Raw genomic sequence first — 24754 nt, 5'->3', positions numbered from 1 at the left:
CGCCGCACCGACGACGACGGCCCCGGACCGTGGTGGTCCGGGGCCGTCGTCGCGTCAGGGGCGACGCGGGGTCACGCCAGGGCGCCGCGCAGCACGTCGAGCGGCAGCGCGCCCATGCCGAGCGCCCGCGCGTGGAACTCGCGCAGGTCGAACGCCTCGCCGCGGGCCTGCGCCGAGGCCGACGCGCCGTCGCGCACCTGCTCCCAGATGCGCTGGCCGATCTTGTACGCGGGCGCCTGCCCGGGCCAGCCGAGGTAGCGGTTCAGCTCGAACCGGATGAACTGCTCCGGCATGTTGACGTTCGCGCGCAGGAACTCCCACGCCTTGTCCGCGTCCCAGGTGCCGCCGCCCCAGCGCTCGGGCGCGGGCAGCCCGAGGTGCACGCCGAGGTCCAGGACGACGCGCGCGGCGCGCATCCGCTGCCCGTCGAGCATCCCGAGCCGGTCGCCCGGGTCGTCCAGGAAGCCCAGGTCCGCCATGAGCCGCTCGGCGTACAGCGCCCAGCCCTCGCCGTGGCCGGACACCCAGCACGCCAGCCGGCGCCACGAGTTCAGGGTCGCCCGCTGGTACACCGCCTGCCCGATCTGCAGGTGGTGGCCGGGGACGCCCTCGTGGTAGACGGTCGTCTTCTCGCGCCAGGTGTTGAACGTGGTGACGCCCGGCGGCACGGACCACCACATGCGGCCCGGGCGGCTGAAGTCGTCCGACGGTCCCGTGTAGTAGATGCCGCCGTTCTGCGTCGGGGCGATGCGGCACTCCAGGGTGCGGATCGGGCCGGGGATGGCGAAGTGCACGCCGTCCAGCGCCTCGACCGCCGCGTCGGAGGTGGCCTGCATCCACTCCCGCAGGGCGGTGGTGCCCTCCAGGCGCCGGCTCGGGTCCTGGTCGAGCACGGCGACGGCCTGCTCGACGGTCGCGCCCGGACCGGCGATCTCGGCGGCGACGCGCTCCTGCTCCGCGACGACCCGGTCGAGCTCCTCCAGGCCCCACTGGTAGGTCTCGTCCAGGTCGACGGTCGCGCCGAGGAAGTACCGGGACCACAGGGCGTAGCGCTCGCGGCCGGCCGCGTCCGCCTGCGGTGCCTGCGGCGCGAGCTCGTCCCGCAGGAAGGTCACCAGCTCGGCGTAGGTCTGCCGGGCCGCCTCGGCGCCGCGCTCGAGGTCCGCGCGCAGGGCGTCGCCGCCGCCGGCCGCGACGGCCGCCTGCGCCTCGGGGCCGTCGACGAACGACGTGAAGAACGACGTCGACGGGTCGGCGAGCTCCTGGGCCTGCGTCACGGCCTCGCGGACCTGCCGGATCGCGGGGACGCGGCCCTGCGAGGCGGCCAGGCGCAGCGACTCGACGTAGCCGGCGCCCGCCTCCGGCAGCCGGGTGAGGCGCTGGGCGATGGTCGACCAGGCCTCGGCGCCGTCGGTGTTCATGACGTCGAAGACGTCGCGCAGGTTCTGCACGGGCGAGGCGATCACGTTGAGGTCGGCGAGCAGCTCGCCGGCGTCGTGCAGCTCGAGCTGCAGGCCGAGCCGCTCACGCATCGCGGCGAGGGTGACCTCGTCCACGTCGTCGCTCGGCGCGTGGCCGTCGAGGGCCAGCAGGGTGGCGCGTGCCGCCTCGGCGCGGGCCTCGTGCCCGGCGGGGGACAGGTCCGTCACCTCGTGGTCGTGCCCCGGGATGCCGAGGACGGTCGCGTCCATCGGGTCCAGCGCGGCCAGCGTGGTGACGTAGGAGTCGGCGATCGCGTCGATCGGGGTCGCGGGACGCTCGGGCGCCCCGCCGTCAGCGGTGGGTGCAGTGGTCACCCGGCCGACCCTACCCGCGCGCGCGGGCGTCGCTCGCGCAGAATTCCCGGGTCGCCGCGAGGTCGGTCAGCCGCGCAGGCTGTGCCGCCAGGCGTCCCCGCCCGTGCGCCACGTGGCTCCCGCCCCGGGCACGGTGCGCGCGCGGTCGGACCACGCGGAACGGCCCTCGGCGGGGTCGTCGCCGTCGTCCTCGCCCGTGCCGGCGGCGGCCACCAGCCCGGCCACGAGGGCGGCGAGCTCGACGTCGTCCGGCGTGCCGCGCACGACCTGGACGTGCGCCGGCGCCTCCGTGCGCGGGTCGGTCACGCCTGGTCCTCGTCGTCGTCGTCGAACGACACCGGCGCGCCACGGGCGGCGCCCCAGCCCTCGACGGTGAACCCGCTGTCCAGCAGCCGCTCGACGATCTCGGCGCCGCCGTTGTCCACGATGCCGAGCACCGCGTCGATCGACTGGTCGGACGGGCCGCTCGGCACGCTGACCACGAAGCCCAGGTGGAACTCGTCGGTGTCCTCGTCGGCCAGGGGCTCGCTGGCGGGGCGGGCCTCCTCCTCCCAGGTCATGCCCGTGAGCTCGGAGTGCATGCCCAGGCTCTCGTGCAGCTGGTCGTAGAGCCGGGCGTTGAGGGCCGACACGCGGTTCTCGAGCGCGAGCACGCGGGGGTCCTCGTCGGCCTCGCCCGCGCCGAACTCCGCGCGCACCCCGGCGGCGGTGTCGACGTACTCGTGCAGCGCGACGGCGAGCTCGGCGACCGTGGCGTGCAGCGCGCCGGTGTCGACGCCCGGCAGCGGCTCGGAGCCGTGCGCCCCGCCGCTGTGGTCGTGCGCGTCGTGCCCGTGCTCGTCGTGCCCGTCGTGGCCCTCGGCCCCGGGCAGGTTCGCGTCGCCCGTCACAGCGGGATGTTCCCGTGCTTCTTGGGCGGCAGCGCCGCGCGCTTGGTGCGCAGCACGCGCAGGGAGCGCGCGATCTGCGAGCGCGTCTCCGCGGGCGCGATCACCGCGTCCACGTAGCCGCGGTCGGCGGCGTCCCAGGGGTTCACGATGGCCTCCTCGTACTCGCGGGTCAGGCGGGCCCGCTCGGCGTCGACGTCCCCGCCGGCCTCCGCCACCTGCTTCAGGGCCCCGCGCTGCAGGATGTTCACGGCGCCCCCGGCGCCCATGACCGCGATCTGGGCGGTGGGCCACGCGAGGTTCACGTCGGCACCGAGCTGCTTGGACCCCATGACGATGTACGCGCCACCGTACGCCTTGCGGGTGATGACGGTGACGAGCGGGACGGTCGCCTCGGCGTACGCGTAGATGAGCTTCGCGCCGCGCCGGATGATGCCGTTCCACTCCTGGTCGGTGCCGGGCAGGAACCCCGGGACGTCCACGAACGTCAGCACCGGCAGCCCGAACGCGTCGCAGGTCCGCACGAACCGCGCGGCCTTCTCCGCGGCGTCGATGTCCAGCGTCCCGGCCATCGTCAGCGGCTGGTTCGCGACGACGCCGACCGCGTGGCCCTCGACGCGGCCGAAGCCCACCAGCACGTTGCGCGCGAACAGCGGCTGCACCTCGAGCAGCTCGCCGTCGTCCAGCACGTGCTCGACGACGGTCCGCATGTCGTACGGCTGGCTGTCGGAGTCCGGCACGAGGGTGTCGAGCTCGAGGTCCTCGTCCGTGACGTCGAGGTCGCTCTCGTGCGGGTACGCGGGCGGGTCGGACAGGTTGTTCTGGGGGAGGTACGACAGCAGCTGGCGCACGTAGTCCAGCGCGTCGTCCTCGTCGGAGGCCAGGTAGTGCGCGACCCCGGACCGGGTGTTGTGGGTCGTCGCGCCGCCGAGCTCCTCGAAGCCGACGTCCTCGCCCGTCACCGCGCGGATCACGTCCGGTCCGGTGATGAACATGTTCGACGTGCCGTCGGCCATCACGATGAAGTCGGTCAGCGCCGGGGAGTACACCGCGCCGCCGGCGGACGGGCCGAGGATGAGGCTGATCTGCGGGATGACGCCCGAGGCCGCGACGTTCCGGCGGAAGATCTCCGCGAACTGCGTGAGGCCGGCGACGCCCTCCTGGATGCGCGCGCCGCCGCCGTCGCTGATGCCCACGAGCGGCATCCCGGTCCGCAGCGCCAGGTCCATCACCTTGGTGATCTTCTGGCCGTGCACCTCGCCGAGGCTGCCGCCGAAGACCGTGAAGTCCTGGGAGTACACCGCGACCGGCCGGCCGTCGACCGTGCCGTGCCCGACGACGACGCCGTCGCCCGGGACGCGCTTGCGGTCCAGCCCGAAGTTGGTGGAGCGGTGCCGGACGAACGCGTCGAGCTCGGTGAACGAGCCCGGGTCCAGCAGGGACTCGATGCGCTCGCGGGCGGTGCGCTTGCCGCGCGCGTGCTGCTTCTCGGCGGCGGCCGCCTCCGGGTCGGTGACGGCGCGCCGGTAGCGGTCGGCCAGGTCCGCGACCTTGGCGGCGGTGCCGGCGGGCGGAGGTTCGGACGACGGCGCAGGGCTGTGCGGCGCGGGGGAGTCGGTCACCCGAGGAAGGCTAGTGGGCGACCCGCCCGGCCGCGGTGGGCGACGGCGACGGACCTCGGCGTGTCGGGTCGTGGGGATGCGACAACCGCGGAGGATGGCGGCGTGACCGACCGCACCCACTCCGCCGGCCCCGCCGCCGGACCGACCGACCCCGCGCGGGCGCCGCTGCGCGCCGGCGACGTCCGGGCGGCGCTGCTCGCCCCGGCCGGGCCGCTGCACCGGTGCGAGGTCGTCGCGCGCGCCGGCTCGACCAGCACAGAGCTGCTCGCGCGGCTGCGCGACGACGCCGGCTGGGCGGACGGCGGGCTGCTGGTCGCCGAGCACCAGGAGGCGGGCCGCGGCCGCGCGGGGCACACGTGGACCACCCCGCCCGGCGCGGCGCTGACCCTGTCCCTCGCGGTGCGCCCCGGCGTGCCGCGGGACCGCTGGGGCTGGCTGCCGCTGCTGACCGGGCTCGGCGTCGTGCGCGCGGTCCGGGCGGCGACCGGGCTCGACGCGGGGCTGAAGTGGCCGAACGACGTGCTGGTGCCCGCGGCGGACGGCGAGGACCTGCCCGGCTGGGGGCGCGAGCGGAAGGCCGCCGGCATCCTCGCGGAGGTGGCGCCCGGCGCGGGCGCCGACGGTGTCGTCGTGCTCGGGATCGGCGTGAACGTCGGTCAGACGCCGGCGGAGCTGCCGGTGCCGAGCGCGACGTCGCTGCGGGCGGCCGGGGCGCCCGGCGTGGACCGCACGGACGTCCTGGTCGGCGTCGTGCGGGAGGTCACCGGGCTGCTGGAGCGGTGGCGGGCGCACCGCGGCGACGTCGCCGCGAGCGGGCTGGCCGCCGAGGTCGCCGCGTCGTGCCGGACGCTCGGCGCGGTGGTCCGGGCGACCCTCCCCGACGGCACCGAGCTGCGGGGCACGGCGGTGCGGATCGCCGCCGACGGCGCCCTCGTCGTCCGGGACGGGACGGGCGCCGAGCGGACCCTGCTGGCCGGTGACGTGCGTCACGTGCGGCCGGTCGGTGAACTAGGGTCGGCGGAGTGACGGACGGAGCGCAGGACGACGTGCAGGCGGCCGACGGCGGCGGTCCGGCCGCTGCGCCGGACCTCGCCACGGCGCCCGCGGCCGCGCTCGACGCGGTGCTGCTGGGCGGCCCCCGCACCCTCACGCTGCGGGACCTCGCGGAGCGGTCGGGCCTCGACGTGGAGCTCGTGCGCCTGTACTGGCGGACGCTCGGGCTGCCGCACCCCGACGCGGACGACCGGGCGTTCACCTGCCGGGACGCGGAGGCCGTCGACAAGGCCGCGGAGCTGATCCGCGAGGACCAGCTGGGCAGCCGCACGATGATCTCGCTGACCCGCGCGCTCGGGCACACGAGCGACCGGCTCGCGCTGTGGCAGGTCGAGGCGCTGGTCGAGGACATGGCGACCCGGCACGGCCTCGACGACCCCGCCGCCCGCCGCGCCGTGCTGGACGAGCTGCCGGACCTCGCCCCCGTGCTCGAGGCGCAGCTGCTGCACTCCTACCGGCGGCACCTCGCGGCGATCGCCGCGCGGTACGCCGTCGAGTTCGCCGCCGGCCAGGACGTGACCGGCGACCCCGCGGCGCTGCCCCTGGCGCGGGCGGTGGGCTTCGCCGACATGGTGTCGTTCACCCGGCGCACGGCCGGTCTCGGGTCCACCGACCTGTCCGACTTCGTGCAGCGCTTCGAGACCGCCGCGCGCGACGTCGTGACGCAGGGCGGTGCCCGCGTGGTGAAGACGATCGGGGACGCGGTGCTGTTCGTCGCGGACGACGTCCGGACCGGGGCGCGGGTCGCCCTGGAGCTGGCGCGGGTGCTCGGCGGTGACCTCGACGTCGAGCGCGAGCGGGGTGCCGGCGGGCTCGCCGAGGGAGCGCGCGGCGTCACGCCCGTGCGGGTCGGCGTGGTGTGGGGGCGCGTCCTGTCCCGGTTCGGCGACGTGTTCGGCCCGTCGGTGAACGTGGCCGCGCGGCTGACGGACATCGCGGACCCCAGCACGGTGCTCACCGACCCGTCCACGGCGCGCTTGCTCGTCGAGGTCCCCGGGATGGTGCTGGAGCCCCTGCCGGAGCGCGAGCTCGAGGGCATCGGGCGGATGGCGCCGGTCCGCGTCAGCGGCACCCGCGCCTGACCTGCGAGGTCCCGGAGCGCCGCCCACGCCGCCCCACCCGGCCCGGGCGGCGGCGATCGAAACGATTCGCGACGGCGGTTCGCGCATGGGACGATCGGGCCACATGAGCACCGCCGACCCGACCCCCGCACCACCCGGCCGCGCGACCGTTCCCGTCGGCCAGGTCGCGGCGCCGGTCTTCAAGCCGAACGCCAAGTACATCCTGCTGCTCGGCGTGATGACGGCCCTCCCCGCGATCACGACGGACATCTACCTGCCGTCCCTGCCCGACGTCGCGCGCGACCTCGACACCAGCGCGGCGGCGGCCCAGCTGACGATGACGATGATGCTCGTCGGCGGCGCGGCCGGGCAGCTGGTCATCGGCCCGATGTCCGACCGGTTCGGCCGGCGCGCCCCGGTCCTGGTCGGCGTGGCGCTGCACATCGTCACCTCGCTGCTGTGCGCGGTCGCCCCGGCGATCCTGCCGCTGATCGGGCTGCGGATGGTCCAGGGCTTCTTCAACGCGTCCGCGTCGGTGGTCGCGATGGCCGTGATCCGGGACCGGTTCGTCGGTCCGGACGCCTCGCGGCTGCTGTCGCGGCTGATGCTCGTGATCGGTGTCGCCCCGCTGTTCGCGCCGAGCGTCGGCGGGCTGATCGCCGGCGAGTTCGGCTGGCGGGCGGTGTTCGTCGCGCTGGCGATCTACGGCGCGGTGCTGTGGGTGGTCGTGTTCCTGCGGCTGCCCGAGACGCTGCCCGTGCACCGCCGGGTCGCGTCGACCCGCGGCGCCTGGGCGGGGTACCGGGTGCTGCTGCGCGACCGGCACTTCGTGGCGCTCGCGCTGCTGCCGGGCCTCGGGCTGGCGGTGCTGATGAGCTACGTGGTGGGCTCGCCGTTCGTGCTGCGGGAGGGCTACGGGCTGTCGTCGAGCCAGTTCGCGCTGATCTTCGCCATCAACGGCATCGGGCTCGTCGGCGGGGCGCAGGTGAACGCCGCGCTGGTCCGCCGGTACGCCCCGATCCAGATCATCCGGGTGGCGCTGCCGCTGTCGTTCGCGCTGGTCCTGGTGCTGCTCGTCCTCGCGATCACCGGCGCCGGCGGGCTCCCCGCGCTGCTGGTGGTGCTGTTCCTCATCATGTCGCTGGTGAACTTCACGCCGCCGAACGCCTCGGCCATCGCGCTGTCGCGGCACGGCGAGCGCGCGGGGACCGCGGCGGCGTTCATCGGGGCGCTGCAGGCCGGCGTGTCCGGGGTGGTCGCCCCGCTCGTCGGGGTGCTCGGCGAGTCCGCGTGGGCGATGGCGACGGTCATGCTCGGCGGCGCGGGGGGCGCGCTGCTGGTGCTCGCGCTGGCGACCCCGGCCTACCGCCGCGGCGGCTGGACCGAGAGCGACCGCCCGGCGACCTGACGCGGCGGGAGCGAGGGGTCAGGCCCCGAAGGCCGACGCCAGGCGCGCCGTCGCCTCGCGCAGCACGGCCTCCTGCTTGACGAACGTGAACCGCACGGCCGTGCGCAGCGCACGGTCGGCCGGCGAGCCCGCGTGCGTGAACGCCGTGACGGGGACCCCGACCACGCCCGCCAGCCGCGGCAGGGCCCGGCACAGGTCCGCCGCGTCCGTCAGGCCCGAGCCCGCGAGCGGGCCCGCCAGCAGCCGCGCGGCGTCCGCGACCACGAAGTACGTGCCCTGCGGCCGCACGACGTCGAAGCCCGCCTCGGCCAGCCCGGCGCTCAGCAGGTCCCGGCGGTGGGCGAGCGAGCCGGCGAGGTCCGCGATCCACCCGGAGTCCGGTGCGGCGTCGCCCAGCGTCTCCAGCGCGAGGGCGTGCGCGACCGCCGGCTGGAACGGGGCGCCCGACACGTACGTGAGGAACTGCTTCACCGCGCGCACGGCGTCCACCAGGGCGGCGGGGCCGGTCACCCAGCCGATCTTCCAGCCGGTGAACGAGAACGTCTTCCCCGCGGACGAGATCGTGAGCGTCCGGGACGCGGCGCCCGGCAGGGTCGCGAACGGGACGTGCCGCACGCCGTCGTAGGTGAGGTGCTCGTAGACCTCGTCGGTGACCACGAGGCAGTCGTGCCGCTCCGCGACCTCCGCGACGACCGCGAGCTCCTCGCGGGTCAGGACGGCGCCGGTCGGGTTGTGCGGGGTGTTCAGCAGGATCATCCGGGTGCGGTCGGTGACGGCCGCGCGCAGCGCCTCGGCGTCGAGCCGGAACCCGTCCGGGGTCGCGAGGAGCGGGGCGGTGGTGTGCCGCGCGCCCGCCAGGCCGATGACGGCGGCGTAGGAGTCGTAGAACGGCTCGAGGGTCAGCACCTCGTCGCCGGGCTCCGTCAGCGCGAGCACCGCCGCCGCCAGCGCCTCCGTCGCGCCGGTGGTGACGAGCACCTCGGTGTCCGGGTCCGGCTCCAGCCCGTAGTGCCGCCGCTGGTGGTCCGCGACGGCGCGGCGCAGCTCGGGGATGCCCGGGCCGGGCGGGTACTGGTTGACCCCCGCGGCGATCGCGTCGGCGGCGACGCGCTTGACCGACTCCGGGCCGTCGACGTCGGGGAACCCCTGACCGAGGTTGAGGGCGCCGGTCGCCGCGGCGAGCGCCGACATCTCCGCGAAGATCGTCGGGCGCGGCACGCCGTCGGCGCCGAGCAGCCCGGTCGCGCGGGCGACGTCGCGCCACCGGCCGCCGGGCGTGGCGGCGGGGTCGGCGGGGGAGGTCGTCGTCATGGGGGTCCTGTCGTGAGGGGACGCCAGGAGGGTAGACCCGGCCGCCGGCACGTCGCGGGGCTGCCCGCAGTGCGGTCGGCGGTGACGGTCAGGGCTCGACGATCTCGACCCCGGGCAGCGCGTCGAACGCCGCATGCCGGTCGAGCGTGACCACCGCGCGTCCGTGCTCGGCGGCGTGCGCCGCGATGATGAGGTCGTGGGCGCCGCGGGGTACCCCGACGCGCCGGACGTGCGCGAGCAGCAGGGCGTGCTCGACGGCGGTGCGCTCGGTGTAGTCCAGCACGGTCGTCGCCTCGACGATCGCCGCGAGCGCGCGTGCTCGGGAGGCGGCTCGGGCAGGGGTGTCGGCGAGCTCGACGCCGACGCGGAACTCGGCGACGGTCACGGCGGCGATCGCCAGGTCGTCGTCGAACAGCGCCGACCGGTCGAGCGTCCCGCGCTCGAAGGCGATCAGCGCGCCCGTGTCCAGGATCAGCCGGCGTGCCACGGGTCCGGGTCCTCCGTCAGCAGCGACGTCGCGGCGGCGATGTCCGCCTCGAGGTCGTCGTCCAGCGGGGGGATCCCGGCGAGGGCCTCGTGCAGGCGGCGTCCGGTGGAGGGCGACGCCGGGCGGATCTCGGCGACGACGTGGCCGGCCCGCGTGATGGAGATCGTCTCGCCGTGCTCGACGGCGTCCAGCAGGTCGGAGAACCCGCGGGACGCGCGCGTGGCTGTGACGGTCCGCATGTCACGAGCCTACTCCGCGATCTGAGAATCAGACAGGCCCTCGCCTGAGGGCTACAGGACCCCGGAGGCCGCGGCCAGCCCGCCCGCGACGAGCAGCCCGATCGAGCCCCACGCGCACGCGACCCACCACGGCACGTGGTGCCGGGTCCGGGGGCGCGGGTGCTGCGTGGTCATACCCCAGTGATCGGCAGGATCCACCCCCGCGTGAAGTGGTCCGCGCTCGCTCCTGCGGGTGACCTCTGCGGGACCGGTCGTACCAGGTCTCGCCCAGGTGCGCGGGCGGGGCGGGGCTCAGCCCTGCTCGGCCTCCCCGACCTGGCGGCTCAGCTCCTCCACCTGCTCCGCGAGGCGGTCGAGGGCGTCCGCGGTCGTCGCGTCGACCTGGCCGGACGCCGAGTCGAGCGCGGCCCGGGCGGAATCCAGGCTGGAGCGCGCCGAGTCGAGCTGCTCCTGCGCGGCGGCCGAGCCGTCCGCCTGCGCCTGGTCCAGCGCGGCGGTGGCGTCGTCCATCGCGGTGGACGCCTGACCGAGCGCGTCCTCGGTCGCGGCGCGCGCGTCCGCGTCGAGGCCCGACAGCCGGGCGGTCACGTCGTCGACGGTCGCGCGGGCGGACTCGACGCGCTCCCGGGCGGAGTCGGCGAGCTCGCGGACCTGGTCGGCGGCGTCACGGGCGGACTCGACCGCGGACTGGGCCTGGCCGGCCGCCTGGTCGATCTCGGAGCACGCACCGAGCAGGGCGGTCGCGCCGAGCAGCAGCGGGACGGCGAGCAGGGCGCGGGCGGAGCGGGTGGCGCGGCGGGTGGTCATGGGGCCTCCTCGTCGGGGAGGGGCCAGTGTGCCAGGCGGACCTGGGCGCGCCCCGGACGCGCCGAGGCACCGTGCGGGCGCAGAGGAGCGCCCCGCCCGCGGGATCCGCGGACGGGGCGCTCGGCGAGCAGCCGACCCTAGGGGGTCAGGAGGACGCGACCGTGGCGTCGTCCTCGACCGGGGCCCCCGCCCCGGCGGGCGCGACGTCCGCGCCCTGCTGCTGCTCGCGGCGGCCCCGCACCTCAGCGACGGAGGTGCCGTAGTAGGCCGCGGTCATGATGTCCTTCATGTCGGCGCGCATCGGCATCCGGGGGTTGGCCGGTGCGCACTGGTCCTCGTACGCGCCCATGGCGACCTCGTCGAGCCGGGACAGGAAGTCCTGCTCGTCGACGCCCTGCGCCTGGAAGGACGCGGGGATGCCGACCTTCGCCCGGAGCGCCTCGATCGCCAGCGCGTAGGACTCGACGCCCTGCTCCGGGGTCTCGGCGGGCAGGCCCAGCATCTGGGCGATCTGCTGGAACCGCTCCGGGGCGACGTAGTGCTCGTACTTCGGCCAGCTGGTGAGCTTGGTCGGGATCTGGCCGTTGTACCGGATGACGTGCGGCAGCAGCGTGGCGTTCGTCCGGCCGTGGACCAGGTGGAACGTCGAGCCGATGACGTGCGCCATCGCGTGCACGATCCCGAGGAAGGCGTTGCCGAACGCCATGCCCGCGATGGTGCCGGCGTTGTGCATCTTCTCGCGGGCGTCCTTGGTGGCCGGGTCGGCCGGGTCGCCGTTCACCGACTGCGCCAGGTTGTCGAAGATGAGGCGGATGGCCTGCAGCGCCATGCCGTCGGTGAAGTCGTTGGCGTACACCGCGACGAACGCCTCGGTGGCGTGGGTCAGGGCGTCGAAGCCGGAGTCGGCGGCCAGCGAGCGCGGCATCTTGGACGTGAGGACCGGGTCGATGATCGCGACGGTCGGCGTCAGGGCGTAGTCGGCCAGCGGGTACTTCTTGCCGGCGTCGGGGTCCGAGATGACGGCGAACGGGGTGACCTCGGCGCCGGTGCCCGACGTGGTCGGGATGCAGACCAGCTTGGCGAGCTCGCCCAGCGTCGGGAACTTGAACGCGCGCTTGCGGACGTCGAAGAACTTCTGCTTGAGGTCCGAGAACACGATCTCGGGGTGCTCGTACAGCAGCCACATGACCTTCGCGGCGTCCATCGGCGAGCCGCCGCCCAGCGCGATGATCGTGTCGGGGCGGAAGTGGCGCATCTGCGCGGCGCCGGCCTGGACCGTCTTGACGGACGGCTCGGGCTCGACCTGGTCGATGATCTGGACCGACACCTTGTTGGCGCGGCGGTTCAGGACGTCGAGCACACGGTCCACGAAGCCCAGCGTGGTCATGGTGCCGTCGGTGACGATGGTGACGCGCTCGACGTCGGCCATGTCGGACAGGTACCGGATGGCGTTCGGCTCGAAGTACGTCTTGGCGGGGACCTTGAACCACTGCAAGTTGTTGTTCCTCCGGCCCACGCGCTTGACGTTCACGAGGTTGATCGCCGACACGTTGTTCGACACCGAGTTGTGGCCGTACGAGCCGCAGCCCAGGGTGAGCGACGGGATGAAGGCGTTGTAGATGTCGCCGATGCCGCCGAGCGACGAGGGGGCGTTCGCGATGACGCGGATCGCCTTGACGCGGGAGCCGTACTCCTCGGTCAGGGCCTCGTCCTGGGTGTGGATCGCGGCGGAGTGGCCGAGGCCGTCGAACTCCACCATCTGCTCGGCGAGCTGGATGCCCTGCTCCGTCGAGCCGGCGCGCAGCACCGCGAGGACGGGGCACAGCTTCTCGCGGGTCAGCGGCTCCTGGGGGCCGACGCCGGAGACCTCGGCCAGGATGATCGAGGTGTCCGCGGGGACGGTGAAGCCGGCCTGCTCGGCGATCCACTGCGGCGACTTGCCGACGACCGTCGGGTTCAGCTTCGCGTCGGCGCAGTTCTTGCCCTTGGCCTCGACGCCGAAGATGAACTTCTCCAGCAGCGCCTTCTCCTTCTTGGACGCCTTGTAGGCGTGCAGCACGGCGAACTCGGCGAGCGCGGCGTCGTAGATCGCGTCGTCCAGGATGACGGCCTGCTCGGACGCGCAGATCATGCCGTTGTCGAACGACTTGGACAGCACCACGTCGTTGACGGCCCGCTTCAGCTTCGCGGTCTTCTCGATGTAGGCCGGGACGTTGCCCGCCCCGACGCCGAGGGCCGGCTTGCCGCAGGAGTACGCGGCGCGGACCATCGCGTTGCCGCCGGTCGCGAGGATCGTCGAGACGCCGGGGTGGTTCATCAGCAGGCCGGTCGCCTCCATCGAGGGGGCCTCGACCCACTGGATGCAGTGCTCCGGGGCGCCCGCGGCGACCGCGGCGTCCCGCACGACCTTCGCCGCGGCGACGGACGACTTCTGCGCGTTCGGGTGGAACGCGAAGATGATCGGGTTGCGGGTCTTCAGCGCGATGAGCGACTTGAAGATGGCGGTGGAGGTCGGGTTGGTCACCGGGGTCATGGCGCAGATGACGCCGACCGGCTCGGCGATCTCGGTGATGCCGTTGATCTCGTCGCGGCTGATGACGCCGACCGTCTTGAGGCTCGCCATCGAGTTGGTGACGTGCTCGCAGGCGAAGATGTTCTTGACGGCCTTGTCCTCGAAGACGCCTCGGCCGGTCTCCTCGACGGCCAGCTCGGCGAGGTGCCCGTGCTGGTCGAGCGCGGCGACGGCGGCCTTCTTGACCAGGCGGTCGACGTCCTCCTGCGTGAAGTGGGCGTACTCGGCCAGCGCCTTGGTGGCGCCGTCGACCAGCTGGTCGATCGCGGCGGCGGTGTCGGTGCTCGTCGTGATGGTCACGGGATTCTCCCGATGGTGGTCCGGGTGGGGGTCGGAGGACTCCATCGGCCTCACGTGGAACACGCTATCGAGAAACTTTTCACAAAGTCTGGGACCGGAGTCCCGGGGACGTAGGTCCTCGGGCGGCGGGCCCCTCCCGGCCGCCCCGCGACGCGCGAAGGCCCGCCGCCCCCGGGGGTGCGACGGGCCTCCGCCGGGGCCTGCGGCGTCAGTCGTGCGGCATCGGCGGCGGCGTGAGCACCGTCGGGTGGTCCGGCACCGTCGCGGTCAGCAGCGTGCCGTCGGCGCGGCGGTTGCCCTCGATGTCGCGGACGGTCGGCGTGCCGATCAGCCGCGGGGCGGGGCTGAGCGCGACGACGACCGGGTCGCCCGCGGTGACCTTCACGTGCTCGCCGCGCACGACGACGTCCGCCGCGTCGCCGTCCTCGACCGTGAGCCGGAGCTCGGTGTGCCGGACGTCGACGCGCACGCGGGTGCCGCGCAGCGTCAGGCGGAACGTCAGCCCGTCCCAGACCTCGGGCAGGCGCGGGTCCAGGGACACGACGCCCTCGTGGTCGCGCAGGCCGCCGAACCCGCACGCCAGCGCGCTCCACACGCCGCCGGCCGACGCGACGTGCACGCCGTCGGAGGTGTTGTGGTGCAGGTCAGCGAGGTCCACGTACAGCGCGGAGGTGAAGTACCGCAGCGCGAGCTCCTGGTACCCGACCTCGGACGCGACGATGGACTGGACGACCGCCGACAGCGTGGAGTCGCCGGTGGTCAGCGGGTCGTAGTAGTCGAAGTCGGCCAGCTTCTCCTCGAGGGTGAACTGGTCGCCCTGCAGGAACAGCGCCAGCACGACGTCCGCCTGCTTGAGCACCTGGAACCGGTAGATCACCAGCGGGTGGTAGTAGAGCAGCAGCGGCCGCTTCGCCGGGTCGGTGTTCGCCAGGTCCCACAGCTCCTTCTCCAGGAACTGCGCGTCCTGCGGGTGGATGCCCAGGCGCTCGTCGAACGGGATGTGCATCCGCTCGGCGGCGTGCGCCCACTCGTCCAGCTCGTCCTGCGTGAGGTGCAGGCGGGCGACCATCGCCCCGTGCGCGGCGGGGTCCTCGTGCGCGAGCCGGTCCACGGCCTCGACGGCGCCGCGCAGGTTCGCGCGGGCCATCACGTTGGTGAACAGGTTGTCGTTCACCACGGTCGTGTACTCGTCCGGGCCCGTGACGCCGTGGATGTGGAACGAGGAGTCGCCGTTGCTGCCGCGCCAGAACCCGAGGTCGGCCCACATGCGGGCGGTCTCGACGAGGATGTCGATCGCCTCCCGCGCGAGGAACCCGTCGTCGCCGGTGGCGGCCACGTACTGCCGCACGGCGTGGGCGATGTCCGCGTCGATGTGGTACTGCGCGGTGCCGGCGGCGTAGTAGGCCGAGGCCTCTTCGCCGTTGATCGTGCGCCAGGGGAACAGCGCGCCGTTCTGGTTCAGCTCGGCGGCCCGGCGGCGGGCGGCGTCGAGCATCGTGTAGCGGAACCGCAGGGCGTTGCGGGCCGCGCGCGGCGACGTGTACGTGAGGAACGGCAGGACGTAGATCTCGGTGTCCCAGAAGTAGTGCCCGCTGTAGCCGGACCCCGTCAGGCCCTTCGCCGCGATGCCGCTGCCCTCGGAGCGGGCCGTGGCCTGGGCGATCTGGAACAGGTTCCACCGGATGGCCTGCTGCAGCTCGGGCTGGCCGTGCACCTCGACGTCGCTGCGCGCCCAGAAGTCGTCCAGCCACGCGCGCTGGTCGGCCAGCTGCTGCTCGACGCCCGTCTTCTGCACGCGGTCCAGGGTGCGGCGGCACCGGTCCGCGAGCTCGCGCGCGGGCACGCCGCGGGACGAGTGGTACGCCACGACCTTGGTGATCCGGATGGTCTGGCCGCGCTTCGCGTCGACCCGGTACACGTGCTTGGCGAGGTCGTCCTCGACGAGCGTGCGCTCCTCGTAGGCGTTCTCCGTCTCGATGCTGTGGTCGGCGGCCACCGACAGGGTCATCCCCGACGCGGCCGTGCGGTAGGACAGCACGTACCGGCCGTCCGCGCCCCAGTGGGAGCGGGGCTCCAGGACGCGGTTCGTCAGCTGCTCGGACTTGCGCGGGTCGAAGCCCTCGCCCATCGCGGCGGCCCGCACGTGGTACTCGTCCTGGCCGTCCTGCCGGTTGAGGATCTGGCTGCTCACGACCACCGGGGCGTCGGCGTCGAGCATCGTGACCTCGTACGTCATGACCGCGAGGTGCCGTTCGGTGAACGACACCATGCGCTTCGAGCGCACCTGCGCCCGCTTGCCCGACGGCGTCTGCCACACCAGGTCGCGGTAGAGCACGCCGTCGCGGAAGTCGAGGCCGCGCTCGTACTCGTGCAGGTCCGCGACGGTCAGCAGCAGCGGCTCGTCGTCGACGTACAGCCGCATGATCTTGGCGTCGGGGACGTTGACGATCGTCTGGCCCACCCGCGCGAAGCCGTAGGCCTCCTCGGCGTGCCGGATCGGCCAGGTCTCGTGGAACCCGTTGATGAACGTGCCGTGGCTGTGGCTGTCCCGGCCCTCCTCGACGTTGCCGCGCATGCCGAGGTAGCCGTTGCCGACCGCGAACAGCGTCTCGGTGCGGCCGAGGTCCGAGGCGTCGTGCCGCGTCTCGCGCAGCTTCCACGGGTCCCGCGGGAACCGGTGCCGGTCCAGGGGGTCGGGGGTGAACAGGGAGGTCGGGTTCACGGCTCGGTGCTCTCGGTGTCGGTGCGGTCGGGGGTGCTGCGCAGGAGCTCGGCGAGGTCGTCCACGACCAGGTCGGCGCCCTGCTCCAGGAGGACGTCGGCGCCGGCGCCCCGGTCGACGCCGACCACGAGGCCGAAGTCCCCGGCGCGGCCGGACGCGACGCCGGACTCGGCGTCCTCGACCACGACGGCGCGCTCGCGCGGCACGCCCAGCTGCTCGGCGGCGTACAGGTAGGTGTCCGGCCGCGGCTTGCCGGCCAGGCCGCGCTCGGCGGCGACGAGCCCGTCCACGACCAGGGGGAAGCGGTCCGTCAGGCCCGCGGCGGCGAGCACCGGGACGGCGTTGCGGCTGCTGGAGACGACGGCGACGCGGCGCCCCTCGGCGATCAGCGCGTCGACCAGCCGCACCGAGCCGGGGTACGGCTCGACGCCCTCCGACTCGAGCACCTGCGTGAACACCGCGTTCTTCCGGTTGCCGAGGCCGCAGACGGTCGCGGTGTCGGGGCTGTCGGACGGGTCCCCCCACGGCAGCTCGATGCCGCGCGAGGTCAGCAGCGACCGGACGCCCTCGTACCGGGGCTTGCCGTCGATGTGCGCGAAGTAGTCGGCGTCCGTGTACGGCGCGGCCCCCCGCTCGTCGAGCAGCGGCGCGAACAGGCGCGCCCACGCGTGCATGTGCACGACGGCGGTCGGGGTGAGGACCCCGTCGAGGTCGAACAGGACGGCGTCGAGGCCGTCGAGGACCGCGGTGGGACGGTCGGGCGCGGGTGCCACGGGAGGTGCTCCAGGGGGTGCGGAGTGCGGTGCGGAGGGGCGGGGTCGTGCGGGCGTGCGGGTCCGGAGGGCACCAGTCTGATCGGTCAGGGCGCCGCCGTCTGGAGGGACGCGCCACGGTCGCCGGGACCTGGGCACCCACGCGGCGGTGCGGGCGCTCGCGCGCGGGTGGTCGGCGCCCATCCTCGTGCGGCGGGTACGCGGTGTCAAAGGTCCGGCTGCGCGTCGCGCGGGCACGTCGCGGTGGCCCCGGCCAGCGGTTTCGGGCCCGCGCGCGGCGCTGCTGCGCGCGCCGGGTGTGACTAGGGTGACAGCCATGACGTGGCTGACGACGCCCGCGCACGCCCGCTGGCTGGAGACCGAGACCGACCGCCTGCTCGCCTTCGGGAGGGCGTCCGCCGCGCCCTCCGGGGGGTTCCTGCGCCTGGACGACGTGGGCCGGCCGCTGCCGGGGCCCGTCGAGCTGTGGATCACCTGCCGGATGACGCACGTGTACGCGCTCGCGCACCTGCTGGGCCGGCCGGGCAACGCGGCCCTCGTGGACCACGGGCTCGCCGCGCTCGACGGGCTGTTCCGCGACACCGAGCACGGCGGCTGGTTCGCCGAGGTGAACGCCGACGGCACACCCCGGGACGACGCCAAGGCCGCCTACCCGCACGCGTTCGTCGTGCTGGCCACGTCGTCCGCCGCCGCCGCGGGCCGCCCCGGCGCCGAGGCGCTGCTGCGCGAGGCCCTGACCGTCTCCGAGCAGCGGTTCTGGGACGAGGAGGCCGGGATGGCCGTCGAGTCCTGGGACCGGACGTTCACGGAGCTCGACGGGTACCGCGGCGTCAACGCCAACATGCACACCGTCGAGGCGTACCTCGCGGCCCACGGCGTCACGGGCGAGCGGGTCTGGCTGGACCGCGCGGTGCGGATCCTCACCCGCGTCGTGCACGGGTTCGCCCGCGACAACGCGTGGCGCATCCCGGAGCACTTCGACGCCGGCTGGGACGCCGACCTGGAGTACAACGTCGACACCCCGGCGCACCCGTTCCGGCCGTACGGCGCCACCATCGGGCACTGGCTGGAGTGGGCGCGCCTCACCCTGCACGCCCGGGCCGCGATCACCGCCGCCGGCGACGTCGCGCCGCTGTGGATGCTCGACGACGCGGTGTCCCTGTTCGACGCCGCCGTCCGCGAGGGCTGGTCCGTCGACGGCGCGCCGGGGTTCGTCTACACCGTCGACTGGTCCGGGGCGCCGGTGGTCCGCGAGCGGATGCACTGGGTGGCCGCCGAGGGCATCGCGGCCGCCGCGGCCCTGCACGCCGCCACGGGGGAGCAGCGGTTCGACGACTGGTACGCGACCTGGTGGGACTACGCCGAGCAGCACCTGATCGACCGGGACGGCGGGTCCTGGTGGCACGAGCTCGGCACCGACAACACCGTGTCCCGGACCGTGTGGGAGGGCAAGGCCGACCTGTACCACGCGGTGCAGGCGACCCTCGTGCCGCGGCTCCCGCTCACCCCGGTGATCGCGCCGGCGCTGGCCCAGGGGCTGCTGGACTGAGGGAGGCGGGGCGCGCCGGGCCCGTCCGCCGCCGGGCGGGCCCGCGGCCGCGGCCCTAGAGTGCCGCCGTGTCCCGACGGTCCGTCCCGTGGTGGGCGGCGGCCGTCGTGGCAGCCGCCGTCGTCGTGCTGACCGGCGCGCTCCCGGGCGCGGACGCAGTGGCGCTCGCGGCCCGGGTGGGCCCGGTGCTCGTGCTGGTCGCGGCGCTCACCGTGGTGGCCGAGCTGTGCGGCGCGGCCGGGCTGTTCGACGTCGCGACGGACGTCGCCGCCCGGTCCGCCGGCGGCCGCCGGTGGGTGCTGTGGCTGCTGCTCGTGGCCATCGCCGTCGTGTCGACCGTGCTGCTGTCGCTCGACACGACCGCGGTGCTGCTGACGCCGCTGGCCATCACGCTCGCCCGGCGCACGGGGACGTCGCCGCTGCTGCTCGCGCTGACCGTGGTGGCGCTCGCGAACACCGCGTCGCTGCTGCTCCCGGTCTCGAACCTCACCAACCTGCTGGCCGACCGCCGGTTCGCCGAGCAGGACGCGGGCTACGTCGGGGTGATGTGGGCGCCCGCGCTCGCCGCCGTCCTGGTCACCGTGGTCGTGCTGGCCGTCCGGGGCCGCCGGGAGCTGCGGGGGCGGTTCCGGCCGGGGGAGCGGTACGTGCCGCCCGACCGGCCGCTGCTGCTCGTCACCGCCGCCGCCGTCGCCGTGATGGCCGCCGGCTTCGTCGCCGGGCTGCCCGTGTGGGCGGTCGCGTCCGGCGCCGCGGTCGTGCTGCTGGTCGCGACCGGGGTGCGCCGGCGGGCGCTGCCGGGCCGGGCGCGGGACCTCGTCCCGTGGCGGATGCTGCTCGTGGTGGGCGCGCTGTTCGTGCTCGTCGAGACCCTGCACGTGCGCGGGCTGGGCGACGCGCTCGTGGCGCTCGCACCCGGCGGGAGCGGGACCGGCGCGCTGCTCGGCGTCGCCGGGCTGTCGGCGGGCGCGGCGAACCTCGTGAACAACCTGCCCGCGTACCTCGTGCTCGAGCCGGTCGCGGGGGACGACACCCGGCGGCTCGCGGCCGTGCTGATCGGGACCGGGGTCGGACCGCTGCTCACGCCGTGGGCGTCCCTGGCCACGGTGCTGTGGTGGCAGCGGTGCCGGCAGGCGCTCCTGCACGTGCCGGCGCGGGCGTTCCTGGTGCAGGGGCTGTGGCTGGCGCCGCTGTGCGTGGTCGCGGCGGTGCTCGCGCTGGGCTGAGCCGGCCGGGCGTCACGGGGCGGCGTCGGCGGCCCGGGCGGTGCGGGTGGACCGCGCGCGGATGTGCATCCGCTCGCCCTGCGGGCCCCAGAGGCTGATCACCTCCGCGGAGCCCGGCCCGGGGTTGGTGAACCAGTGCGGCAGCCGGGTGTCGAACTCGACGGCCTCGCCGGGCTGCAGCAGCAGGTCGTGCTCGCCGAGCACCAGGCGGATCCGCCCCGACAGGACGTACATCCACTCGTAGCCCTCGTGGGTCCGTGGCTCCGGCGGCCCGGGGTGGTGCCCGGCGGGGAACACCTGCTTGTACGCCTGCAGGCCGCCCGGTCGCTGCGTGAGCGGCACGTACGTCACGCCGTGGCGCTCGAACGGCGTGGCGTGCACGCGCGGGTCGCCGGTCTGCGGCGCCCCGACGAGCTCGTCGAGCGGCACCTGGTGCGCCCGGGCGAGCGGCAGCAGCAGCTCGAGGGTGGGGCGGCGGCCGCCCGACTCCAGCCGCGACAGGGTGCTCACCGAGATGCCCGTGGTGCGGGACAGGTCGGCGAGGGTCGCGCCGCTGCGCTGCCGCAGGGCGCGCAGCCGCGGGCCCACCGCGTCGAGCACCGGGTCCAGGTCCGAGGTCTCCGCCATGGAGCCATTTGCCGTTCCGGCAACGACGTTTGTCAAGTGGCGCTCCGCGCGGAACCGTGGACCGTGGACGCAGACGAGCGGAGGAGCACCATGGACGAGCAGGACCGGTACGACGTGCTGGTGGTCGGCGGCGGGGCTGCGGGGCTGAGCGCGGCGCTCACCCTGGCCCGGGCGCGCCGTCGGGTGCTGGTGGTGCACGACGGCACACCGCGGAACAAGCCGGCGGCGCACATGCACGCCTACCTCGGGCTCGACGGCCTGCCGCCGGGCGAGCTGCTCGCCCGGGGCCGTGCCGAGGTCGAGGGGTACGGCGGCGAGGTGGTCGAGGACCGCGTCGCGGACGCCCGGCGGGACGGGGCGCTGTTCCGCGCCGAGCTCGCCGACGGGCGCGTCGTGCACGCCCGCCGCGTGCTGGTCGCCACCGGCCTGTCGGACACGCTGCCCGCGGTCGACGGGGTCGCGGAGCGCTGGGGGCGGGACGTCCTGCACTGCCCGTTCTGCCACGGCTGGGAGGTGCGGGACCGCGCGGTCGCGATCATCGGGTCCGGGCCGTTCGGCGTGCACCAGGCGCAGATGTGGCGGCAGTGGACGCCCGACGTGACGCTCCTGCTGCACACCGGCGAGGAGCCCACCGACGCGGAGTGGGAGCAGCTCGCCGCGCTCGGGGTCCGGGTCGTCGACGGGACGGTGGCCGGGCTGGTCGTGGTCGACGACGCGCTCCGGGGCGTGCGCCTCGCGTCCGGCGTGCAGCTGCCGTGCGACGCCGTGGTGGTGGCCACCGGGATGGCGGCACGGCTGGACGGGCTGGCCGGGCTCGGGCTCACGGTCGAGCCGCTGCTGATGAACGGGCGCGTGGTCGGCTCCCGGGTCGTGGCGGGGCCGGACGGGGAGACCGAGGTGCCGGGCGTCCGCGTGGTCGGCAACGCGGCGGACCTGCGGGCGCAGGTCGTCGTCGCCGCGGCGGGCGGGCTCAGCGCGGCCGCGACGCTGGTCGCGGAGCTCGGGGCGGAGGACACCCGCGCGGCGGTGGAGCGGTACCGCGCGGAGCAGTCCGCGCCGTTCTCCGCGCGGGCCGAGCGGGAGCTCGCCGGGCGGCTCGCGGGCGACGGGCGGCACGGGCTGTGAGCGGGCACGACGGGCACGGGCCGCACGGCTCGCACGAGGTGCGGCACGACCGGGAGTTCTGGGAGGAGCGGTACCGCTCCGTCAGCCAGGTGTGGAGCGGGCGGCCGAACGTGCAGCTCGTCGACGAGGTCTCCGACCTGCCGCCGGGCGCCGCGCTGGACATGGCGTGCGGCGAGGGCGGCGACGCGCTGTGGCTCGCCGCACGGGGCTGGCGGGTGACCGGGGTGGACCTGGCCCAGGCGGCCCTGGACCGCGTGGAGCAGGCCGCAGCGGCCGCGGGCCCGGACATCGCGGCGCGGGTCCGCACCGTGCGGTCGGACGTGACCGGCTGGGACGCCGGCGGCGAGCGGTACGACCTCGTCACGACGCACTTCCTGCACCTGCCCCCGGCCGACCGGGCCGTCGCGTTCGCGCGGCTGTCGGATGCCGTCGCGCCGGGCGGCACGCTCCTGGTGGTCGCGCACCACGCGAGCGACCTGGGCACGACGATCGGGCGGCCCGACGTGCCCGACCTGTTCTTCGCGCCCGAGGACGTGGTCGCCGCGCTCCGTCCCGGTGAGTGGGACCTGCGGGTCGCGGAGGCGCGGCCCCGGACCGCCCAGGACCCCGACGGCCGGGACGTCACCATCCGCGACACCGTGGTCCGCGCGGTCCGGCGCGCGACGGCGGGATGACAGGATCGGCGGCATGAGCGACGAGACGGACGTGCAGGCACTGATCGCCGAGGTCGAGCGGCAGGAGCGGGAGCTGCGCTTCGCCACCTTCACCAACGACGACGCGTGGGAGCTGGGCTCGCTGCTGGTGCGCCTGGCGACCGAGCGGGCGCTGCCGGTGACCGTCGACGTCCGGCGCGGCACGCAGCAGCTGTTCCACGCCGCCCGTCCGGGGACCAGCGCCGACAACGACTCCTGGGTCGAGCGGAAGGTCCGCGTGGTCGAGCGGTTCGGCACGTCGTCGTACCTGCAGGGCCTGCGCGCGCGGGCGAAGGGCACGACGTTCGCCGCGGTGCACGAGCTGCCGCTGCAGGAGTACGCCGCCCACGGCGGGTCCTTCCCGGTGCACGTCGAGGGCGTGGGCGTCGTCGGCGCGGTGACCGTCTCCGGCCTCCCGCAGGCGGAGGACCACGCGCTGGTCACCGAGGCCGTCCGCACGTTCCTCGACGGCTGAGCCCCGCGGGCGGGGCTCAGGCCGGGAGGACCGTCGGCAGCCACGCGCGCACCGCGCCCGTGACCGCCGGGAGGTCCTTGCGGAGCGCGTGGTCGCCCGCGACCGTCACCACCGTGCGGCCCGGTGCGCCGGGCGGGGTGCCGTAGGGGTCGCGCTCGCCCTGCACGACAAGCACCGGGACGCCCGCGGCGTCCAGCTCGGGCACGCGGCTCGGCGCGTCGGGGCGGCCGGGCGGCTGCGTCGGGAACGCCAGGCACAGCACGCCGACCGCACCGGTGGCCGTCGCGGTGCGGCAGGCGGTGCGCGCGCCCGCCGAGCGCCCGCCGGTGACGACCGGGGCGTCGAGGACGTGCTCCCGCAGGTGCGCCAGCACGGCCGTCCACGCGGAGTCCAGCGCCGGGCCGCGCGGGCCGACGCGCCGGCCGGCGACCCGGTACGGCTGCTCGACCAGCACCACGGCGAGGCCGGAGGCGGTCGCGGCAGCCGTCACGGCGACCAGGTCCGGGGCGCCGATCCCGCCGCCGGCGCCGTGCCCGAGCACGAGCGCACCCGGGAGCGCGAGGCGCCCGCGCGCGTCGGCCGCGCCCACGTCCACCCCGGGCACGTCCACCCCGGGCACGTCCACCCCGGGCACGTCTACCCCGGGCGGGGCGTGCACGTGCGCGCGCGCCGGGCCCTGCGGGGTATCGATCTCCACCACGCGGACCGGCGGCGTCGGGTCGGGCGTCACGCCCGGCACGCTACCCCCGAGCCGCCGGGGCGTCGCCGTGCGGATGCGCCCCGACCGGCGCGGGGGCACAGTCGGAGGTGTCCGCAGACGTCGATGCGAGGAGGCCGCCGTGCCGCGCCGTGACCCGGGACCGAGCGTGAAGGACAAGGGGCTCTACGAGGAGCTCCGCGACGAGGGCAACAGCAAGGAGAAGTCCGCGCGGATCGCGAACGCCGCCGCCGCGCGCGGCCGCTCGTCGGTCGGGAAGAAGGGCGGCCAGTCCGGCTCGTACGAGGACTGGACGGTCGACGACCTGCGGAAGAAGGCCGCCGAGGTGGGGATCGAGGGCCGGTCGTCGATGAACAAGGCCGACCTGGTCGAGGCGCTGCGGTCGCACTGACGCCGCCCCAGGGCACCGGAGCGTCACGCGGCGCAGGCCAGGCCCGTCGCGAGCGCGTCCAGGTTGTCCCGCATCACGTCGAGGTAGTCGCGGTCGTCGTGCTCGGCCATGCCCTCCAGCGGGTCCAGCACCGCGGTGGCGACACCCAGCTGGTCGGCCAGGGTCTGCGTGACCTTCGGGCTGACCAGCACCTCGAAGTACAGCGTGCGCACGCCCTCCGCCCGGACCACCTCCGCGACGTCGCGCAGCCGTGCCGGCGACGGCTCGACCTCGGGGTCGACGCCGGAGATACCGACCTGGTGCAGCCCGTACCGCTCCGCGAGGTACCCGAACGCCTCGTGCGACGCGACGAGCGTGGCCCCCCGGCACGCGGCCAGCCCGTCCGCGAGCTCGGCGTCGAGCGACTCCAGGTCCGCGGCGAGGTCGGCGGCGGCGGCGGTGAACGCGTCCGCGTGCGCCGGGTCGGCCTCCGCGAGCTCCGCGGCGACCTGGTGCCCGACGGCGGCCAGGCGGGTCGGGTCCAGCCAGAAGTGCGGGTCGAGCGGACCGGAGCCCGACCCGCCCGGCTCGGTGCCGTCCGGCCCGGCCTCGAGGTCCGCCGCGGCGGCGACGTCCACGGCGTGCGCGGGGTCCGACGCCGCGACGGCCTGGTCGGTCGCGGCCTGGAAGCCGGACAGGTAGAGGACGAGGTCCGCGTCGCCGAGCCGCGCGACGCTGCTCGGGGAGAGCTCCAGGTCGTGCGGCTCCCCGCCGGGCGGGGGCGGCGCGCCGAGGGCGCCTGCGCGCCCCGCCCCGGTGGCGACGGCCGTCACCGGCCGACCATGCTCTGGCCGCACACCCGCAGCACCTGCCCCACGACCCCGCCGGCCTGCGGCGACGCGAGGAACGCCACGGCCTCGGCGACGTCGACCGG

24 protein-coding genes are annotated in these 24754 nt (G+C 75.2%); 9 read left to right on the top strand and 15 right to left on the bottom strand.

Features of this window, described 5'->3' with window-relative positions; genetic code table 11:
* Nucleotides 1-71: 71 nt before the first annotated feature.
* From QNH85_RS19140 to QNH85_RS19125, 4 genes are all read right to left on the bottom strand, one after another.
* Nucleotides 72-1796 carry a DUF885 domain-containing protein gene (locus tag QNH85_RS19140; RefSeq protein WP_282948964.1) on the bottom strand — a complete coding sequence of 575 codons (1725 nt, stop codon included), beginning with the start codon at nucleotides 1794-1796 and terminating at the stop codon, nucleotides 72-74.
* Nucleotides 1797-1862: 66 nt separating this feature from the next.
* On the bottom strand, nucleotides 1863-2102 hold the full coding sequence (locus QNH85_RS19135; RefSeq protein WP_282948963.1) for an acyl-CoA carboxylase epsilon subunit: 240 nt from the start codon (nucleotides 2100-2102) through the stop codon (nucleotides 1863-1865).
* Nucleotides 2099-2686, bottom strand: a complete 588-nt coding sequence (locus QNH85_RS19130; protein ID WP_282948961.1) for a hypothetical protein — start codon at nucleotides 2684-2686, stop codon at nucleotides 2099-2101. Before QNH85_RS19130 ends, QNH85_RS19135 begins: the two co-directional genes overlap by 4 nt.
* Entirely contained in the window at nucleotides 2683-4305 is a 1623-nt protein-coding gene (locus QNH85_RS19125; protein WP_282948959.1) for an acyl-CoA carboxylase subunit beta, read from the bottom strand. Before QNH85_RS19125 ends, QNH85_RS19130 begins: the two co-directional genes overlap by 4 nt.
* Before the next feature lie 102 nt (nucleotides 4306-4407).
* Between QNH85_RS19125 and QNH85_RS19120 the strand changes: the two genes are divergently transcribed.
* From QNH85_RS19120 to QNH85_RS19110, 3 genes are all read left to right on the top strand, one after another.
* Nucleotides 4408-5331 carry a biotin--[acetyl-CoA-carboxylase] ligase gene (locus QNH85_RS19120; protein WP_282948957.1) on the top strand — a complete coding sequence of 308 codons (924 nt, stop codon included), beginning with the start codon at nucleotides 4408-4410 and terminating at the stop codon, nucleotides 5329-5331.
* A complete protein-coding gene (locus QNH85_RS19115; RefSeq protein ID WP_282948955.1) occupies nucleotides 5328-6440 on the top strand; it encodes an adenylate/guanylate cyclase domain-containing protein in 1113 nt (370 codons plus the stop codon). The genes QNH85_RS19120 and QNH85_RS19115 overlap by 4 nt, the downstream gene beginning before the upstream one ends.
* Nucleotides 6441-6543: 103 nt before the next feature.
* A complete protein-coding gene (locus QNH85_RS19110) occupies nucleotides 6544-7827 on the top strand; it encodes a multidrug effflux MFS transporter (protein ID WP_282948953.1) in 1284 nt (427 codons plus the stop codon).
* Between the two features lie 18 nt (nucleotides 7828-7845).
* Here QNH85_RS19110 and QNH85_RS19105 read toward each other — a convergent pair whose 3' ends face one another.
* The 8 genes from QNH85_RS19105 to QNH85_RS19070 form a co-directional block, all read right to left on the bottom strand.
* Nucleotides 7846-9138: an aminotransferase class I/II-fold pyridoxal phosphate-dependent enzyme gene (locus QNH85_RS19105; protein ID WP_282948951.1), complete on the bottom strand. Its 1293-nt coding sequence runs from the start codon at nucleotides 9136-9138 to the stop codon at nucleotides 7846-7848.
* Nucleotides 9139-9226: 88 nt separating this feature from the next.
* Entirely contained in the window at nucleotides 9227-9625 is a 399-nt protein-coding gene (locus tag QNH85_RS19100) for a PIN domain-containing protein (protein ID WP_282948950.1), read from the bottom strand.
* Nucleotides 9610-9864 (bottom strand): type II toxin-antitoxin system Phd/YefM family antitoxin, encoded by a 255-nt coding sequence (locus QNH85_RS19095; RefSeq protein ID WP_213281505.1) that lies wholly within the window; start codon nucleotides 9862-9864, stop codon nucleotides 9610-9612. Before QNH85_RS19095 ends, QNH85_RS19100 begins: the two co-directional genes overlap by 16 nt.
* 51 nt (nucleotides 9865-9915) lie before the next feature.
* Nucleotides 9916-10038 (bottom strand): molybdopterin oxidoreductase, encoded by a 123-nt coding sequence (locus tag QNH85_RS19090; RefSeq protein ID WP_213281504.1) that lies wholly within the window; start codon nucleotides 10036-10038, stop codon nucleotides 9916-9918.
* A 117-nt stretch (nucleotides 10039-10155) separates the two neighbouring features.
* Entirely contained in the window at nucleotides 10156-10671 is a 516-nt protein-coding gene (locus QNH85_RS19085) for a hypothetical protein (protein WP_282948948.1), read from the bottom strand.
* 145 nt (nucleotides 10672-10816) lie between these two features.
* On the bottom strand, nucleotides 10817-13543 hold the full coding sequence (gene adhE / locus QNH85_RS19080) for a bifunctional acetaldehyde-CoA/alcohol dehydrogenase (RefSeq protein ID WP_282948946.1): 2727 nt from the start codon (nucleotides 13541-13543) through the stop codon (nucleotides 10817-10819).
* 208 nt (nucleotides 13544-13751) lie between these two features.
* Nucleotides 13752-16265 carry a glycoside hydrolase family 65 protein gene (locus tag QNH85_RS19075; protein ID WP_282948944.1) on the bottom strand — a complete coding sequence of 838 codons (2514 nt, stop codon included), beginning with the start codon at nucleotides 16263-16265 and terminating at the stop codon, nucleotides 13752-13754.
* Nucleotides 16262-17038, bottom strand: coding sequence for an HAD family hydrolase (locus QNH85_RS19070; RefSeq protein ID WP_282948942.1), 777 nt, complete (start codon nucleotides 17036-17038; stop codon nucleotides 16262-16264). Before QNH85_RS19070 ends, QNH85_RS19075 begins: the two co-directional genes overlap by 4 nt.
* A 316-nt stretch (nucleotides 17039-17354) precedes the next feature.
* On the opposite strand from QNH85_RS19070, the gene QNH85_RS19065 reads away from it, so the two are divergent.
* Together QNH85_RS19065 and QNH85_RS19060 are read left to right on the top strand one after the other, a co-directional pair.
* Nucleotides 17355-18587 carry an AGE family epimerase/isomerase gene (locus tag QNH85_RS19065; protein WP_282948941.1) on the top strand — a complete coding sequence of 411 codons (1233 nt, stop codon included), beginning with the start codon at nucleotides 17355-17357 and terminating at the stop codon, nucleotides 18585-18587.
* A 68-nt stretch (nucleotides 18588-18655) separates the two neighbouring features.
* Nucleotides 18656-19813, top strand: coding sequence for an SLC13 family permease (locus tag QNH85_RS19060; RefSeq protein WP_282948939.1), 1158 nt, complete (start codon nucleotides 18656-18658; stop codon nucleotides 19811-19813).
* Nucleotides 19814-19825: 12 nt separating this feature from the next.
* On the opposite strand, the gene QNH85_RS19055 is transcribed toward QNH85_RS19060, so the two are convergent.
* Nucleotides 19826-20440, bottom strand: coding sequence for a helix-turn-helix domain-containing protein (locus QNH85_RS19055; RefSeq protein ID WP_282948938.1), 615 nt, complete (start codon nucleotides 20438-20440; stop codon nucleotides 19826-19828).
* Between the two features lie 90 nt (nucleotides 20441-20530).
* On the opposite strand from QNH85_RS19055, the gene QNH85_RS19050 reads away from it, so the two are divergent.
* Genes QNH85_RS19050 through QNH85_RS19040 form a run of 3 tightly spaced genes read left to right on the top strand, consistent with a single transcriptional unit; the run spans nucleotide 20531 to nucleotide 22732 of the window.
* The gene (locus QNH85_RS19050) at nucleotides 20531-21565 is read left to right on the top strand and encodes an NAD(P)/FAD-dependent oxidoreductase (protein ID WP_282948936.1); all 1035 of its coding nucleotides are present in this window, start codon (nucleotides 20531-20533) and stop codon (nucleotides 21563-21565) included.
* Nucleotides 21562-22239, top strand: coding sequence for a class I SAM-dependent methyltransferase (locus tag QNH85_RS19045; RefSeq protein WP_282948934.1), 678 nt, complete (start codon nucleotides 21562-21564; stop codon nucleotides 22237-22239). Before QNH85_RS19050 ends, QNH85_RS19045 begins: the two co-directional genes overlap by 4 nt.
* A 13-nt stretch (nucleotides 22240-22252) precedes the next feature.
* On the top strand, nucleotides 22253-22732 hold the full coding sequence (locus tag QNH85_RS19040) for a heme-degrading domain-containing protein (protein ID WP_282948933.1): 480 nt from the start codon (nucleotides 22253-22255) through the stop codon (nucleotides 22730-22732).
* Between the two features lie 16 nt (nucleotides 22733-22748).
* Here QNH85_RS19040 and QNH85_RS19035 read toward each other — a convergent pair whose 3' ends face one another.
* Nucleotides 22749-23462, bottom strand: a complete 714-nt coding sequence (locus QNH85_RS19035) for an alpha/beta hydrolase family protein (RefSeq protein WP_282948931.1) — start codon at nucleotides 23460-23462, stop codon at nucleotides 22749-22751.
* A 109-nt stretch (nucleotides 23463-23571) separates the two neighbouring features.
* Here QNH85_RS19035 and QNH85_RS19030 point away from each other — a divergent pair, with 109 nt between their 5' ends.
* Entirely contained in the window at nucleotides 23572-23841 is a 270-nt protein-coding gene (locus QNH85_RS19030; protein ID WP_282948929.1) for a DUF7218 family protein, read from the top strand.
* Nucleotides 23842-23864: 23 nt separating this feature from the next.
* Here QNH85_RS19030 and QNH85_RS19025 read toward each other — a convergent pair whose 3' ends face one another.
* Nucleotides 23865-24653 (bottom strand): metal ABC transporter substrate-binding protein, encoded by a 789-nt coding sequence (locus tag QNH85_RS19025; RefSeq protein ID WP_282948927.1) that lies wholly within the window; start codon nucleotides 24651-24653, stop codon nucleotides 23865-23867.
* Between the last annotated feature and the right edge of the window lie 101 nt (nucleotides 24654-24754).

This window comes from Cellulomonas endometrii (assembly GCF_949769265.1).
GTDB classification, from domain to species: domain Bacteria; phylum Actinomycetota; class Actinomycetes; order Actinomycetales; family Cellulomonadaceae; genus Cellulomonas; species Cellulomonas endometrii.
Note: the sequence above shows the minus strand (reverse complement) of the source record. Positions and strands in the feature narration are given on the sequence as shown.

Coding starts and splice junctions, on each gene's coding strand:
- QNH85_RS19085 (WP_282948948.1), bottom strand. CDS start 10,671: ATGACCACCCGCCGCGCCACCCGCTCCGCCCGCGCCCTGCTCGCCGTC.
- QNH85_RS19090 (WP_213281504.1), bottom strand. CDS start 10,038: ATGACCACGCAGCACCCGCGCCCCCGGACCCGGCACCACGTGCCGTGG.
- QNH85_RS19095 (WP_213281505.1), bottom strand. CDS start 9,864: ATGCGGACCGTCACAGCCACGCGCGCGTCCCGCGGGTTCTCCGACCTG.
- QNH85_RS19040 (WP_282948933.1), top strand. CDS start 22,253: ATGAGCGACGAGACGGACGTGCAGGCACTGATCGCCGAGGTCGAGCGG.
- QNH85_RS19050 (WP_282948936.1), top strand. CDS start 20,531: ATGGACGAGCAGGACCGGTACGACGTGCTGGTGGTCGGCGGCGGGGCT.
- QNH85_RS19065 (WP_282948941.1), top strand. CDS start 17,355: ATGACGTGGCTGACGACGCCCGCGCACGCCCGCTGGCTGGAGACCGAG.
- QNH85_RS19105 (WP_282948951.1), bottom strand. CDS start 9,138: ATGACGACGACCTCCCCCGCCGACCCCGCCGCCACGCCCGGCGGCCGG.
- QNH85_RS19055 (WP_282948938.1), bottom strand. CDS start 20,440: ATGGCGGAGACCTCGGACCTGGACCCGGTGCTCGACGCGGTGGGCCCG.
- QNH85_RS19110 (WP_282948953.1), top strand. CDS start 6,544: ATGAGCACCGCCGACCCGACCCCCGCACCACCCGGCCGCGCGACCGTT.